At 76.8% G+C, this 13,876-nt stretch carries 12 protein-coding genes; 5 read left to right on the top strand and 7 right to left on the bottom strand.

Translation table 11 applies throughout. The features are described from left to right. Window positions 1-28 precede the first annotated feature (28 nt). Both HOP40_RS25875 and HOP40_RS25870 read right to left on the bottom strand, forming a co-directional pair. Window positions 29-2,545 carry a bifunctional lysylphosphatidylglycerol flippase/synthetase MprF gene (locus tag HOP40_RS25875; protein WP_172163039.1) on the bottom strand — a complete coding sequence of 839 codons (2,517 nt, stop codon included), beginning with the start codon at window positions 2,543-2,545 and terminating at the stop codon, window positions 29-31. Then, window positions 2,542-3,810 carry an alpha/beta hydrolase gene (locus HOP40_RS25870; RefSeq protein WP_172163036.1) on the bottom strand — a complete coding sequence of 423 codons (1,269 nt, stop codon included), beginning with the start codon at window positions 3,808-3,810 and terminating at the stop codon, window positions 2,542-2,544. Before HOP40_RS25870 ends, HOP40_RS25875 begins: the two co-directional genes overlap by 4 nt. 149 nt (window positions 3,811-3,959) lie before the next feature. Here HOP40_RS25870 and HOP40_RS25865 point away from each other — a divergent pair, with 149 nt between their 5' ends. The 4 genes from HOP40_RS25865 to HOP40_RS25850 are packed head-to-tail and all read left to right on the top strand — an operon-like array spanning window position 3,960 to window position 6,416. Beyond that, complete coding sequence (locus HOP40_RS25865; RefSeq protein ID WP_172163033.1) at window positions 3,960-4,280, top strand: DMT family transporter; 321 nt, start codon at window positions 3,960-3,962, stop codon at window positions 4,278-4,280. After that, window positions 4,280-4,642: a DMT family transporter gene (locus tag HOP40_RS25860; RefSeq protein ID WP_172163030.1), complete on the top strand. Its 363-nt coding sequence runs from the start codon at window positions 4,280-4,282 to the stop codon at window positions 4,640-4,642. Before HOP40_RS25865 ends, HOP40_RS25860 begins: the two co-directional genes overlap by 1 nt. Further along, on the top strand, window positions 4,639-5,190 hold the full coding sequence (locus tag HOP40_RS25855) for a TetR/AcrR family transcriptional regulator (protein ID WP_172163027.1): 552 nt from the start codon (window positions 4,639-4,641) through the stop codon (window positions 5,188-5,190). Before HOP40_RS25860 ends, HOP40_RS25855 begins: the two co-directional genes overlap by 4 nt. A gap of 5 nt (window positions 5,191-5,195) precedes the next feature. Then, window positions 5,196-6,416: a cysteine desulfurase-like protein gene (locus HOP40_RS25850; RefSeq protein ID WP_172163023.1), complete on the top strand. Its 1,221-nt coding sequence runs from the start codon at window positions 5,196-5,198 to the stop codon at window positions 6,414-6,416. Here HOP40_RS25850 and HOP40_RS25845 read toward each other — a convergent pair. Both HOP40_RS25845 and HOP40_RS25840 read right to left on the bottom strand, forming a co-directional pair. Next, window positions 6,329-7,087: a CPBP family intramembrane glutamic endopeptidase gene (locus HOP40_RS25845; protein WP_240157281.1), complete on the bottom strand. Its 759-nt coding sequence runs from the start codon at window positions 7,085-7,087 to the stop codon at window positions 6,329-6,331. The two genes, HOP40_RS25850 and HOP40_RS25845, sit on opposite strands and share 88 nt — an antisense overlap. After that, window positions 7,084-7,977, bottom strand: a complete 894-nt coding sequence (locus HOP40_RS25840; RefSeq protein WP_172163020.1) for an NAD(P)H-binding protein — start codon at window positions 7,975-7,977, stop codon at window positions 7,084-7,086. Before HOP40_RS25840 ends, HOP40_RS25845 begins: the two co-directional genes overlap by 4 nt. A gap of 79 nt (window positions 7,978-8,056) precedes the next feature. Here HOP40_RS25840 and HOP40_RS25835 point away from each other — a divergent pair, with 79 nt between their 5' ends. Beyond that, a complete protein-coding gene (locus HOP40_RS25835; RefSeq protein ID WP_205346913.1) occupies window positions 8,057-9,118 on the top strand; it encodes a diacylglycerol/lipid kinase family protein in 1,062 nt (353 codons plus the stop codon). A gap of 34 nt (window positions 9,119-9,152) precedes the next feature. On the opposite strand, the gene HOP40_RS25830 is transcribed toward HOP40_RS25835, so the two are convergent. The 3 genes from HOP40_RS25830 to HOP40_RS25820 all read right to left on the bottom strand — a co-directional run bounded on the left by HOP40_RS25830 (window position 9,153) and on the right by HOP40_RS25820 (window position 13,844). Continuing rightward, window positions 9,153-10,190, bottom strand: a complete 1,038-nt coding sequence (locus HOP40_RS25830; protein ID WP_172163017.1) for a DNA polymerase IV — start codon at window positions 10,188-10,190, stop codon at window positions 9,153-9,155. A gap of 4 nt (window positions 10,191-10,194) precedes the next feature. Beyond that, a complete protein-coding gene (locus tag HOP40_RS25825; protein WP_205346912.1) occupies window positions 10,195-11,586 on the bottom strand; it encodes an SGNH/GDSL hydrolase family protein in 1,392 nt (463 codons plus the stop codon). A 212-nt stretch (window positions 11,587-11,798) separates the two neighbouring features. Continuing rightward, window positions 11,799-13,844 carry a SpoIIE family protein phosphatase gene (locus HOP40_RS25820; protein ID WP_172163014.1) on the bottom strand — a complete coding sequence of 682 codons (2,046 nt, stop codon included), beginning with the start codon at window positions 13,842-13,844 and terminating at the stop codon, window positions 11,799-11,801. Window positions 13,845-13,876: the final 32 nt, after the last annotated feature.

Raw genomic sequence — 13,876 nt, 5'->3', positions numbered from 1 at the left:
GTCGGCCCCGTGCGCGCGGCGGGCGGGTTCAGCCGGCGGTCGGGCGTTCCCGCATGCGCGCGACGAGGCGGGCGGACTGACGAGCGGTCAGTCCGGGCAGGTAGGCGCGCCCCACGGCCACCCCGATCGCGGGCAGCGCGACCGGGTCGGGGTAGCTGAGGAACAGCGGTTCGTAGCGCGGCTGGAACTTCGCCTTGAACGCCAGCAGCGAGCGGAAGCCGTAGACGGGCTCCAGCGCGTGACCCGCCCAGTCGAGCACGCGCTGCAGCCCGTCGGCCTGCTGCGGCTCGAGCTGGGCCAGCGGCGCGCCCGACAGCGAGGCGAACTGCGCGCCCTCGTCGCGGAAGGTCTGGGCGGCCGAGGCGATGAGGAACTCCATGACGCCGTGGGTGCCGGCGCGGCGGCGCATGAAGTCCAGCGTCCACCCCACGACGGCGCCGCCCTCGTGCACGGGCAGCCAGCTGGTGACGCCGTGGACGGTGCGGTCGGCGTCGACGGCGACCAGGCAGCGGACCTCGTCGTCGGCGAGCTCGTCGAGCCCGCCGAGCGTGAAGCCCATCTCCGGCAGGCCCTTGTCGACGACCCACTCCTCGCTGATCGCCCGGACCTGGTCGGTCAGCGCGAGCGGGGCGTGCCGGTAGGAGATCCACTCCGCGGTCGTGCCGGTCTTCGTGGCGCGGTTGAGCGCGCTGCGCACGTCCTGCCAGCGCTTGCCGGTGAACGCGAGCCCCGGCAGCGGGACGACCGTCTCCTCCGCGACCTGCACGGCGCTCCACCCCAGCCCCGCGCACACCGCCCGGACGTCCTCGGTGACGCTGTAGAACGCGGGGGTGAGACCGCGCTCGGCGCAGTGCGCGGCGAACCCCGTGACGGCGGACGCCCGGGCGTCCGCCGGGCCGATCGGGTCGCCCGTGGTCAGTGCGACGCCGCCGATCACGCGGTGCGCGACCGCGCAGCCGTCGCCGAACCAGTAGACGTGCCCCGGCCAGGTCGTGAGCCAGCCCAGGTGCGAGCCGCCGGTGGTGCGCAGCAGCTCGCGGGCGCGCCCGGCGTCGTCGTCGGAGGCCCCCTCGGGCCGGGCCGCCACGAACGACCGCAGCAGCCCCACCGCCACGACCAGCCAGAACACCACCCCGGTCCACTCGAACAGCAGCGTCGCGACGAGGTCCTGCGGCAGGAACCCGGGCTCGACCTCGCCGAGGTAGCCCGGCGGCAGGAAGCGCAGGGGGAGGTCGGCGAGGAGCTCACCGGTGCCGGGCGGGCGGTCGAACCCGCCCGCGGCGAGCGCGCCGCCCCCGACGTAGAGCACCGAGACGACGGCGAACGCGGCCGCGGCGACCAGCCCGAGCCGCCGGTACGTGCCCGACGGCGCGCGCACCGCGAACCGCGCCCGCGTGAGGACCAGCAGCACGGCGACGGCCAGGGGCAGCAGCGGCGGCAGCACCAGCGCGAGGACCTGCCGGGCCCCGGGCGCGCCCCCGTAGACGACGAGCTGCTCGGCCGGGGTGGTCGCGACCTGCGCCGCGAGCAGCAGGCCGAGCACCGCGAGCAGCAGGTCCATCGCGATCCCGACGACCCACGCCGCCCGGCGCCCGCGCCGCAGCCCCTCCGCCGTGACGAGCAGCAGCAGCACCGGGACCGCCGACGCGATCGCCGGCCCGATCCCCGACAGCCGCAGCTGCGCCTGCAGCGACCGGCACACGTCGGTGGCCGCGGTCGCGCAGATCTGCTGGACGGTCGCGGCGTCCGGCGGCGGCGAGAGCACCACGAACTGCAGCACCGACAGCGGCCCGATCGGCGCCTGCGCGACGGCCGCCACCACCGGCCCGACCGCCGACGCCGCCACGAGCAGCGCCACCAGCACGCGTCCCTCGGACCGCGACGGCGCCCCGGTCCGGTGCGGCCCGGTGCCGGTGCCGGTGCCGGTGTCGGCGCGGCGCAGCACCAGCGGCCCCGCGACCAGGCCGGCCAGCGCGCCGCACAGCAGCAGCGCATCGGTCAGCTCGCCGGAGTAGGCGACCAGCATGACGACGCCGACGAGCAGCACCAGCCGGATCCGGCGCCGCCACAGCGCCGACAGCACGTGGCTCGCCGCCAGCAGGAACCCGACCGCGCCCGGCGCTCCGCCGACGGCGGTCTGCGCGGCCATCTCCCCGGCCCACGCGCCGCCCGCGGCCGATCCCGCCGCGATCAGCCCGACGGCGACCAGCGTGCCGACGACCTGCGTCCCGAGCAGCAGTGCGGCCGTGCGCACCGCCCCGACCCGGCGCTCGGCCACCAGCCCGGCTCCGAGCACGAGCGCGGCCGTGGCCAGGTGCCCGGCCAGGCCGCCCCAGAACGGCACCGCCGAGAGCGGCGACCACCAGTGCCCGGCGCTCAGCGGTCCCACCCCGGTGCCGACGGCGTCGAGCACGTCGGCGGGCGGACCGTCCGGGATGCTGCCCGACACCACGCCGACGACCACCGCGACCGCGGTGAACGCGATCGACAGCGGCGCCCGCCGCCCGAACCGCACCAGCCCGGGACGGACGAGTGCGGCCCTCACGACGTCAGCCCCAGCCGCGTGCCGAGCCAGGGCAGCGCGTCGCCGAGCCCGGGGCCCCACACCTCCCAGGTGTGCTCGCCGGGGCGGGGGTGGAACTCCACGTCCATGCCGGCGGCCTGCGCGGCGGCGAACACGCGGCGCGCCTGCGGCAGGTAGACCGAGTCCTGCAGGCCGGCGACGAGGTACCCGGCGGTGCCGGGGAACGGCCGCGCGGCCAGGACGTCGAGCGGGTTGACCGCCCGGTAGGCGGCCTCGTCGCCCCCGAACGCCCGGGCGATCGTCTCCGCCCGGTCGCCGAGGGTGGGGGCGTCCTCGCCGGACACGTCGACGAACGTCGGGAACAGGTCCGGCGCGGTGACGGCGAGCTGCAGCGAGCAGGTGCCGCCGTTGGACAGCCCGCCGACCGCCCAGCCGCCCGGCGCCACCTGCAGCGTCGCGCGGATCCAGGCCGGGACGTCGACGGTGAGGTAGGTGAACGCGTTCCCGAGCGGGGAGTCGACGCACAGCGGGTTGGCCAGCGGGTCGCCGAGGTGGTCGGGCATGACGACGACCGGGGCCAGCCCGCCGTGCTCCGCGGCGTACGCGTCGGCGCGACGGGCGAGCTCGCCGCTGGTCAGCCAGTCGTCGGGGGACCCGGGCTGGCCCGACAGCAGCACCAGGACCGGCAGCCGCGCGCGCGTCGAGCCGAGGTAGGCGGGCGGGAGGTAGACCCAGGCGGGCCGGGCGGGGAAGCCCGAGACCGTGGCCGGGATGTCGACCCGGCTGACGACGCCGGCGTCGGGCATGTCGGCGGGCGGGCGCCAGCCGCTCTCCAGCGGCGCGCCCGCCGGGCCGACGTACTGCTTCTGACGGGCCACGACGTCGGCGAAGGGCAGCACGTCGGCCGCCGCGAGGCCGAGCGCGGTGCGCACCGTCGGGAACTCCTCGTAGTAGCCGTTGACGCCCTGCGCCGCCGCCAGCACGACCAGCGCCGCGGCGACCGGGGTCCACCAGCGCAGCCGGGCCACCGCCAGCCCCACCGCGACCAGCCCGACCCCCACGGCCAGCACCACCAGCAGCGGGAGGGGGTCGGGGAAGGGCCGCCAGAGCACGTCGACGACGAGCACCGCCGCCCCGGTGAGCACGGCCGCGCCGACCAGCACCGCCGGCACCGCCCGCCCCCACCACCGCCCGCCGCGGGGGAGCAGGAGCGCGACCAGCGCCGCCCCGCCCGCCCCGAGCAGCGCCCAGGGCAGCGGACCGCCCAGCAGCGACCAGTCGAGCATGGCGCGATCATGCTCCCGCCCCCCGACACCCCGGATGCCGGTCCCGCCTGCCGGAGCCACCTCGCACACCGGGTGCGCACCTCGCACACCGCCGACGGTGTGCGAGGTCACCACCGGGTGTGCGAGGTCGTTTGTGTACAGTTGTACACATGGTTCCCGCGCTGCTCGTCCTCGCCGTCGTGTCCGGGGTGGTGGGGTCGACGTCGCTGAAGCTCTCGCACGGCTTCCGGCGGTTCTGGCCGGTCGTGGGGACGGCGCTCGGCTACGGCGTGGCGACCGTCGCGCTCGGGCTGCTCATGGAGCACCTGCCGGTCGGGGTCATCCACGCCGTCTGGGGCGGGGGAGCGGCGGTGCTGCTCACGGTCGTCGGCCGGACGGTGTTCGGCGAGCGGATCACCGCGGCCCGCCTCGCCGGGGTGGGCCTCATCGTCGGCGGCGTGGTGCTGCTCAACCTGACCGGGACCCTCTGATGGCCACGGCCGCCGGCCCCCTCGGCGCGCCCACCACGACAAGGAGGGCCCGCAGCCCCTGGTGGCCGATGGCCGGCGCGATCGCGGCCGAGATCTGCTCGACGCTGCTGCTCAAGGCGTCCGACGGCTTCGCGCACCCGCTCGTCGGGGCGGCGGCGCTGCTGGGCTTCACCCTGACGCTGGTCCTGCTGTCCCGCGCCCTGCTGACGCTCCCGCTCGGCGTCGCGTACGCCGTGTGGGTGGGCGTCGGCAGCGTCGTGGTGACGCTCGGGGGCGTGCTGCTGTTCGGTGACCGGCTCTCCGCGGGCGGGATCGCCGGGATCGCGCTGGTCGCGCTCGGTGTCGTCGTGGTGAACCGATGACCAGGGGCCCCAACGACCCCGCCCGCCGCGAGCGCATCGTCGTCGCTGCCGTCGAGCTCATGGGCCGCGACGGGCTGCACGCGATCACCCACCGCGCCGTCGCCGCCCGCGCCGGCGTGCCGCTGGGCTCCACCACCTACTACTTCCGCGACCTCGACGACCTGCTGCTCGCCGCCGTCGACCTCGCCCTGGAGCAGTCCCGCGCCCGGATCGCCGCCTGGGATGCGGCGCTGCCGCCGGACGCGGGCGCCGCGGAGGTCTGCCGGTCGCTGGCCGTGATGACCGTCGGCTTCGTGACCGAGCACGCCGCCCGCACGGTGCTCGACTACGAGCTCTACGCCGCGGGCCTGCGCCGCCGCCCGCTGCGTGCGCGCAGCGCGGAGTGGATCGGGCTGCTGCGCACGGCCCTGCGCGGCCGCTTCGACGCCCTCACCGCCGACGCCCTCACCGCCGCCGTCGACGGCTTCACGCTGCAGGCGCTGCTGGCGCCCGCGCCCCCGACCGTCGACGCGTGCGAGGCGCTGCTGCGCCGGGTCGTGGCAGGGTGACGGGCGTGAGCCTCGACGTCGCCTCCGTTCGTGACCACTTCCCGTCGCTGAAGGCGGGCTACGCGCACTTCGACGGGCCCGGCGGCTCGCAGGTGCCCGACGTCGTCGCCCAGGCGGTGGCCACGACGATGACCTCGCCCCTGGCCAACCGCGGCACCGTCACCGCCGCGGAGCGCGCCGCCGACGCGATCGTGCTCGCCGCCCGCGCCGCGATGGCCGACCTGCTCGCCGCCGACCCGGGCGGCGTCGTCTTCGGCCGCAGCATGACCGCGCTGACCTTCGACCTCGCCCGCACGCTGGCCGCCGGCTGGGGCCCGGGCGACGAGGTCGTCGTCACCCGCCTGGACCACGACGCCAACATCCGCCCCTGGGTGATCGCCGCGGAGGCCGTCGGCGCGACCGTGCGGTGGCTGGACTTCGACCCCGCCACCGGTGAGCTCGACGACGTCGCCGGCGTCCTGACCGACCGCACCCGGCTGGTCGCGGTGACCGGGGCGTCGAACCTCATCGGCACGCGGCCCCCGGTGCGCGCGATCGCCGACCGCGCGCACGAGGTGGGCGCGCTCGTGCACGTCGACGGGGTGCACCTCACCGCGCACGCCGTCGTCGACGTCACCGCGCTGGGCGCCGACCTCTACGCCTGCTCGCCCTACAAGTTCCTCGGCCCGCACTGCGGCGTCCTCGCCGCCGCCCCCGCGCTGCTGGAGACGCTGCGCCCGGCCAAGCTGCTGCCCTCCTCCGACGCCGTGCCCGAGCGCTTCGAGCTGGGCACGCTGCCCTACGAGCTGCTCGCGGGCACGACCGCGGCCGTCGACTTCCTGGCCGGGCTCGTCCCGGGTCAGGGGACGCGGCGCGAGCGGCTCGTCGCGTCGATGACCGCGGCGGAGGCCCACGAGGACCGCCTGCGCCGGCGCATCGAGGAGGGCCTGGCCGCGCTGCCGGGCGTCACGGTCTTCTCGCGGGCGGCCCGCCGCACCCCGACGCTGCTGGTCGGCTTCGAGGGCCGCGACCCGGCCGAGGCCTACCGCTTCCTCGCCGAGCGCGACGTCAACGCCCCGGCGAGCTCGTTCTACGCGCTCGAGGCGTCGCGGCGCCTCGGGCTGGGCGACGGCGGGTCGCTGCGGATCGGGCTCGCGCCCTACAGCGACGACGCCGACGTCGACCGGCTGCTCAGCTCGCTCGGCGACTTCACCAGCGGCTCCCGGCGGAACAGCGGCGGCAGGTAGCGCAGCATCAGCGTCGACCAGGTCAGGTGCGTGAGCAGCGGCGCCTGGATCCCGCCCGACGAGCGGCGCTGCAGCCCGAACAGCGCGCCCATCACGCCCGAGGCGAGGACGAGCGCGGGGTTGCGGGTGGCGACCGTGGCCAGCATGTACACCCCCGTCGACGCCAGGACCGGCCGCTTCTCGCCGACCGCCGCGTACAGCGCGCCGCGGAAGAAGACCTCCTCGGCCGCGCCGTTGGCCAGCGTGGTGAGCACGACGAGGCCGTCGCTGCCCTGGTCGGCGTACTGCAGCACCGAGGAGATCGCGCGGTCGAGGACCGGGATGCGCTTGGCGACCAGCGCCGCGGCGTAGAACGCCCCGAACGCCCCGACGCCGGTGAGGACCGGGGTGACCAGCGGGCGGCGCAGGTTCTCGCCGTACTGCATCCAGCCCAGGTGCAACCGGCCCGAGGCCAGGCCACCGATCACCCACGTGGCCGCGGTGCCCAGCGTGATGCCGTAGAACGCGGGGGAGTCGGGCTTCGTCGAGAGCCCGACCCCGAGCATCCCGGCCCCGGCCAGGGAGGTCGCGGCGACGACCCGGCGGCGGCGGCGGAAGCGGGCGTCGGTCTCCCAGTGGTCGCGCGGGACCTTCTCGGTCAGCCAGCGGGGGAGCCAGGTCGTGACCTTCACCGGCGGGCCGCCCGGGCGCGGTCGCCGAGCGCCGCGAGCACGGCGGAGTCGTAGTCCATGGGTTCGAACGGTACGAGGTCGCGGATGGCCGGGTCGCGCACGACCACCTCGTTGGACATCGAGTCGATGAGGTTGCGCCCGGTCTGCACGTCGACGTCGGTGACCAGCGACAGCCAGCGGCTCGACAGCTGCGGCGACAGGAACGGCACCGGCACGACGATCATGGTGCGGCCCTCGATGACGGCCACGCGGCGCAGCATCTCGACGTACTCGAGGACCTCGGTGCCGCCGATGTCGAACGTGCGGCCCTCGGTGGCCGGCACCTCCAGCACGCCGACGAGGTAGCGGACGACGTCGTCGACGGCGATCGGCTGCGTCCGCGTGCGGACCCAGCGCGGGGTGATCATGGCGGGGAGGTGCTCGACGAGCTGGCGGGTCATCTCCCAGGAGATCCCGCCGTGGCCGACGATGATCCCGGCGCGCAGCACGGTGAGCGGCACCGCCGCCTCGCCGAGGATCTTCTCCACCTCGCGGCGGCTGCGCAGGTGCGCGGACAGGTCGTCGGAGTCGTCGCCAAGCCCGCCGAGGTAGACGATGCGGGAGACCCCGGCGTCGGCGGCGGCCTTGCCGAACGTACGGGCGGCCTCGGCGTCGCGCTCGGCGAAGCGGGGGTCGTCGAGGGAGTGCACGAGGTAGTACGCGGCGTCCTGCCCCTGCAGGGCGTCGGCCAGGGAGGCGGCGTCGTGGACGTCGCCGCGGACGGGGGTGCCGGCGCCCGCGTAGGAGTCGGGGCGGCGCGTCATGGCCCGCACCTCGTGCCCCGCCCCGACCAACGCCGGGCACAGCCGCCCGCCCACGAACCCGGACGCCCCGGTCACCAGCACACGCATGGCGCCACCTTCTCCCGTCCGGCCCTCCTGCGCGACCCGGGGCCGGGGGCGCCCGCCGTCGTGCTCGTACAGTGCGCGCGTGTCCGCCTCCGGGGCGACCTGGGTGGTCGTCGTGCTCCTCGCTGTGCTCCTCTTCGGCGTGGTGTTGACTCTCACCATGCGCAACACCCGCTCCCGTCCGGGCGCCGAGCTCTTCGCCGCGGACCCCGAGGACCGGCCGCTGGCCGCCGTCGTCGCGAACCCCACCAAGATCGACCCCGGCACGCACGAGTCGATCGCGGCGCTGTGCGTCGAGCTCGGGTGGGCGGAGCCGCTGTGGCTCGAGACCACCATCGAGGACCCGGGCACCGGCCAGGCCGAGAAGGCCGTGGAGCAGGGCGTCGACGTCGTCATGGCCTGCGGCGGCGACGGCACCGTCCGCTCGGTGGCGCAGGCGCTCGCCGGCACCGGCGTGGCGATGGGCCTGCTCCCCGCCGGCACCGGCAACCTGCTGGCCCGCACGCTGGGCACGCCGCTGGAGATGGACGCGGCCACCCGCGTCGCCCTCACCGGCGACGACCGCACGATCGACATCGGCCGCGTCCGCGTCGACGGCGCCGACGAGGAGCGCGCGTTCCTTGTGATGGCGGGCACCGGGTTCGACGCCGAGGTGATGGGCAACACGCCCGAGGCGCTCAAGGCGCGCGTCGGGCCGCTGGCCTACGTCGTGTCCGGGCTGCGCGCGATCCGCGGACGCCGGACGCGCGTCACGATCCGCCTCGACGACGGTCCCGAGCTGCGCCGCCGCACCCGCACCGTGCTCGTGGGCAACAGCGGCACGCTGCTCGGCGGGCTGGTGCTGATGCCCGAGGCCGAGGTCGACGACGGGCTGTTCGACATCGTCAACCTCGCGCCCAAGGGCGTCGCCGGCTGGGTCGCCGTGGCCGCGCGGGTGATCAGCCGCCGCCGCCGCGGCCACCCGCGCGTCGAGCACTGGACGGCCGAGCGGGTCGTCATCACCGCCGACGACCCGCAGGCCAGCCAGATCGACGGCGACCCGATCGGCGACGTCACCGAGATGGCCGTGCGCGTCGACCCGGGTGCGCTCGTCGTCCGCGTGCCGGAGGGCAGCCCGGCCGCGGAGATCCTGCCCGAGTCGTAGGGCCCGCCGGCCCTTGGAACCCGATCTCCGCAGCTCAGAACTCGGCACGCACCCCCAGCAGCCGCACGGCCCGTCGGGTCGGGAAGCGCTCCAGCACCTCCAGCGCGGCCGCGGCCAGCACCTCGGGGTCGGTGGTCGGTGCGGGCAGGGTGGCGCTGCGGGTCCGCGTGGTGAACGGGACGAACCGCACGGTGACGCCGACGCGCCGCGCGGGCCGCCCCGCCCCGCTGATCCCCCCTGCGGCGATCTCCCCGGCGACGCGGCGGGCCAGCGCCGCGACCTCGCCGCGGACCGCGTCCCAGTCGTCGAGGTCGGTCTGGAAGGTCGTCTCGCGGCCGTGCGAGCGCGGCACCCAGGGGGTGGGGTCGACGCGCTCCCGCCCGATCCCGCGCCCGAGCTGCACGTAGTAGGGCCCCATGGCCGGGCCGAGGTCGGCGGCGAGCGCGGCCGGGTCGGCGGCGGCGAGGTCGGCGACGGTGTGCAGCCCGCGCTCGGCCAGCGTCCGCTCCGTCCGGACCCCGATGCCCCACAGCGCGCGGGTGGGCCGGTGTCCCATGACCTCGGCCCAGTTGCGCGCGGTGAGCACGAACACCCCCTGCGGCTTGCCGAACCCCGTCGCGATCTTGGCCCGCAGCAGGTTGTCGCCGACCCCGACGGTGCTGCGCAGCCCGGTCGCCGACCGCACGGCGTCCTGCACGTGCCGGGCGAACGCCTCGGCGTCGTCGGTCTCCACCCCGAGGAACGCCTCGTCCCAGCCCATGACCTCCACGACGACGCCGTCGAGCCCCCGCAGCACGTCCATCACCTGCACGGACACGGCCTCGTAGGTGGGGTTGTCGGCGGGCAGGAACACCGCGTCCGGGCACCGCTTCACCGCGGTCCGCAGCGGCATCCCCGAGCGGATCCCGTGCTCGCGGGCGGCGTAGGAGGCGGTGGCGACGACGGCGCGCTCGGTGGGGTCGCCGCGCCCGCCGACGACGACCGGGCGCCCGGCCAGCTCGGGGTGCCGCAGCACCTCCACCGCGGCGAGGAACTCGTCGAGGTCGACGTGCAGGACCCACGGGGCCGGCACGGGCCTATCCGCCCTGCCGCGCGGGCGGGCCCAGCAGCGGGGTCACCGCGGCCGCCATCCGGAGCGAGCCGACGCCCGTCGGGTGGAACGGGAAGGGGTCGGTGAGGCCCTGCAGGTCCGGGCCCAGGCCGGTGCGCTCGGCGCCGCACAGGGGGCGCAGGGCGGGGCGGGCCACGTCGAAACCGTACGCCTGCGCGCCCGCGACGAGGACCTCGTTGACGGCGTCGTTGCGCTCGTCGAGCAGGGCGATCTTGGCCTCGTCCAGGCCCGGGTACTCCGCGGGCCCGCGGCTGTCGGGGCAGGACGCGCCCGGCGGGAACGGCTCGTAGGAGGCCACGACGACGATCTGCGGGCGCCCGGGCAGGTCGTTGAGGTCGACGAGCAGCTCGCCGAAGGCGCGGTCGAACGCGGCGAGGCGGTAGTCGAACTCGCCCTGGGTGAGGTTGTCGGCGCAGTCCGGCACGCCGTAGCAGTAGAGCAGGAAGTCGATCCAGCCCACGTCGTTCGGCCCCACCGCGACCGCCACCCAGTCCAGGCCCTGCACCTGCTTGAGCAGCCCGACCTGCGGCGGGAGGACGCGGCCGCCCTCCGCCTGCGAACCGCGCAGCCCGGAGGCGACGGTGGCCGAGGGGCAGGCGAGGTTGAGCACGCGGTCACCGCGCAGCGCGGAGATCTGCTCGGCGAGCGAGTCGGCGCTGCGCTGGCACGCCGCGTCGTCGGGGGTGCCGTCGGGCAGCGGCGGGCCGCCGAGGCGGGCCACCCGCGAGTCGCCGATGACGGCCCCGTCGAACCCGCCCACCGGGGGGCCGACCGGCTCGGGCGACAGCTGCCGCGCCCCGACCAGCTGCGTCAGCGAGCCGACGTTGCGCAGCCCGTTCGCGGCGCCGGCGTAGGCCAGCGCCCCGGCCGCGACCCACACCAGCACGGAGGCGACGACGGCCGCCGCGGCCATCCGGCGGGCGCCGCGCACGCAGTCCGACCAGATCTCGGGCAGCGGGCGGTGCCCGCCGGGCTGGCGGCTCTCCGCCCGCAGCACCAGCAGCGTGCGCAGGCCCGCCGCCCCGGCCGACGCGGCGAGCGTGAACCCGACGAGCAGCGCCGCGCCCCACAGGTACCAGGCCAGGAACGCGTCCGTGACGGCCTCGACGGCCTCGTCGCGCAGCCGCGGGCCCGCGTCGGGGTCGAGGACGGACTGCGCGGCGGCGTTGCGCTGCACGGGGCCGAGCGTGATCTGCGGGCGCAGCGGGCCGTAGACGCGCAGCCGGTCGACGTCGAGCGCGGTGTTGCCGACCTGCACGACCTGCGCCGGCCCGGCGACGCTCAGGTCGGGCGTGCGCGCGCCGACGGTGACCTGCTGCCCGAACGCGACGAGATCCTGGCCCGGCGTCAGCGCCACCGTGACCGGGACGCCGACGGCCAGGCAGAACAGGACCAGCAGGACGGCCGGCCAGGATCGAGCGCCCAGCGACCGGATCCTCGTCGACCGGACCCGCGGGGGCCGGGGTGCGGTGGGCAGCTCTCCTCCTCGGGTCGTCGCGCGCTCCAGGGTGCCTGCTCGGGCGCGCGCGGGGACAGGGCCGGGCGGTGAGAAGTCCCACCCGGCCGGAGTCAGGCGGGCAGGGCCCGCACCGCGAGCAGGGCGATGTCGTCGTCGCGGGGGCGGTCGGAGAAGCGCTCGACGGCCGCGCGCACCGCCTCCACCACCTGCGCGGCGGGCTGCCCGGCCGCCGCGGCCGCCGCGGCGAGCAGCCGCTCGGACCCGAACTGCTCGCGCCCGCGCCGCCGCTCGGTCACCCCGTCGGTGTAGACGAGCAGGGTGTCGCCGGGGCCGAGGTGGTGGCGCGTGGCCGTGAGCGACACCGTGGGGACCAGCCCGACGGCCGTGCCGAACGCCCCCACGAGCCCGGCGGTGCCGTCGCGGCGGACCAGGACCGGCTGCAGGTGCCCGGCGAGCACCAGGTCGACGCCGAACCCCGGCGCCTCGCCCGGCCCGGGCCTGCTCACCTGCGCGGCGGCCAGCGTGCAGAACTGCAGCGGGTCGTCGGCGTCCATCATCACGTCGTTGAGCAGTTCGACGGCGCGGGACAGCGTGCGGCCGTCGCGGACGAGCACGCGCAGCACGTCGCGCACCAGGCCGGTGCGGGCCGCGGCCCGCGCGCCCTTGCCGCAGACGTCGCCGATCGAGACCAGCCAGTGCGCGGGGTCGATGGTCAGGACGTCGTAGAAGTCGCCGCCGACCTCGGTGCCCGCGGTGGCCGGGAGGTACTGCGCGGCGAGGTCCAGGCCGGGGGCGACGGGCAGCGCGCGGGGGAGCAGGGCCTGCTGCAGCGCCTGCGAGACGTCGACGTGGGCCGCGGTGCTCTGCGCGTTGTGGATGGCGAGGCCGGCGCGGCGGGCGATGTCGCCGACCAGCACGACGTCCTCGGGCGTGTGCGGGCGCCCGGCGGGACGGCCGACGACGAGCGTGCCCAGCGTGCGGCCCCGCGCCCGCAGCGCCACCGCGACGCCGTCGGTGGGCAGCGCGAACCGCGCGGTCGCGCCCGCGGCGCCGTCGTGGAGCAGGTCGGCGAGCCGGTCGCGCAGCTCCGCGGGCGGGCCGGGGCGCCCGTCCGGGTCGAGCACGGCCCGCAGCTCGGGCAGCGCGTCCTCGTCGGCGTGGGTGAGCGCGGCGAGCCGCAGCCGCCCGAGCGGGTCGGCCAGGTGCACCGCGCACCACTGGCCCAGCCGCGGCACGACGACCTGCGGCACGACGGCCACGGCCAGCTCGACGTCGAGGGACTGGGAGAGCAGCTCGCTGGTCTCGGCCAGGTAGGTCATCCAGGCGCGGCGGCGCTGGTCGACCCCGCGCAGCCACGCCGACTCCACCGCCATCGCGATCCGGTGGGCCACCAGCTCGGCCAGCTCGGACGACTCGCGCGGCCACTCGCCCCCGCCCCCGGTGACCCGCAGCAGCCCGCGCAGCGGCGCGGTGGTGGGGAGCACGACCTCGAGCACGCCGGTCGGCGCCGGCTCGCCGGAGCGGGCCAGCTCGTGCAGCCCCGTGCCGTCGCCGTCGTCGACCTCCACGGTCACCGAGTCGGCGTCGAGCACCTCGCGCAGCCGGCGCACCAGCTCGGCCACCAGCTCCGCGGGCTCCAGGCTCTGCACGAGCGCGGCCGGCAGGCGCAGCAGCCAGCGGGTGCGCTCGGAGCCGGAGGGGACCGGCCCGGTGGCCACCGGGGCCGCCGGCGCGGGCACCGCCTCGGGCGCGGCGGCGGTCCGCAGCAGCGTGAACCACGTGCGGTGCGTGCCGTCGGCCTCGTGCCGGGTGCCCCACGCCGCGGCGAGGCGCTGCAGCATCGTCAGCCCGCGCCCGTGGCTCGCGGCCCGGCCGTAGCGCCGCCGCGGCTGGGCCAGGTGCACCTCCAGCGGGCCTGCGCCGTGGTCGCTGACGGTGACCGTCAGCTCCGTGTCGGTGACGCACAGCTCGACCTCGTACTCGGTGCCGGCGTGCAGCACGGCGTTCTCGCACAGCTCGCTGGTGAGCAGCACCGCGGTGTCGACGAGGGCGTCGAGCTCCGGGGCGTCGAGCGCGTCCAGGACCATCCGGCGCGCCTGACCCGGGCTCCGGGCATCGGGCGGCAGCCGCATCCGCCGCTCGGTCTGAACGGGCACCGGTGCAGTCTGCCCGTCGGGAGATCGCGGTG

The organism is Pseudonocardia broussonetiae, assembly GCF_013155125.1.
Classification (GTDB): Bacteria; Actinomycetota; Actinomycetes; order Mycobacteriales; family Pseudonocardiaceae; genus Pseudonocardia; species Pseudonocardia broussonetiae.
Note: the sequence above shows the minus strand (reverse complement) of the source record. Positions and strands in the feature narration are given on the sequence as shown.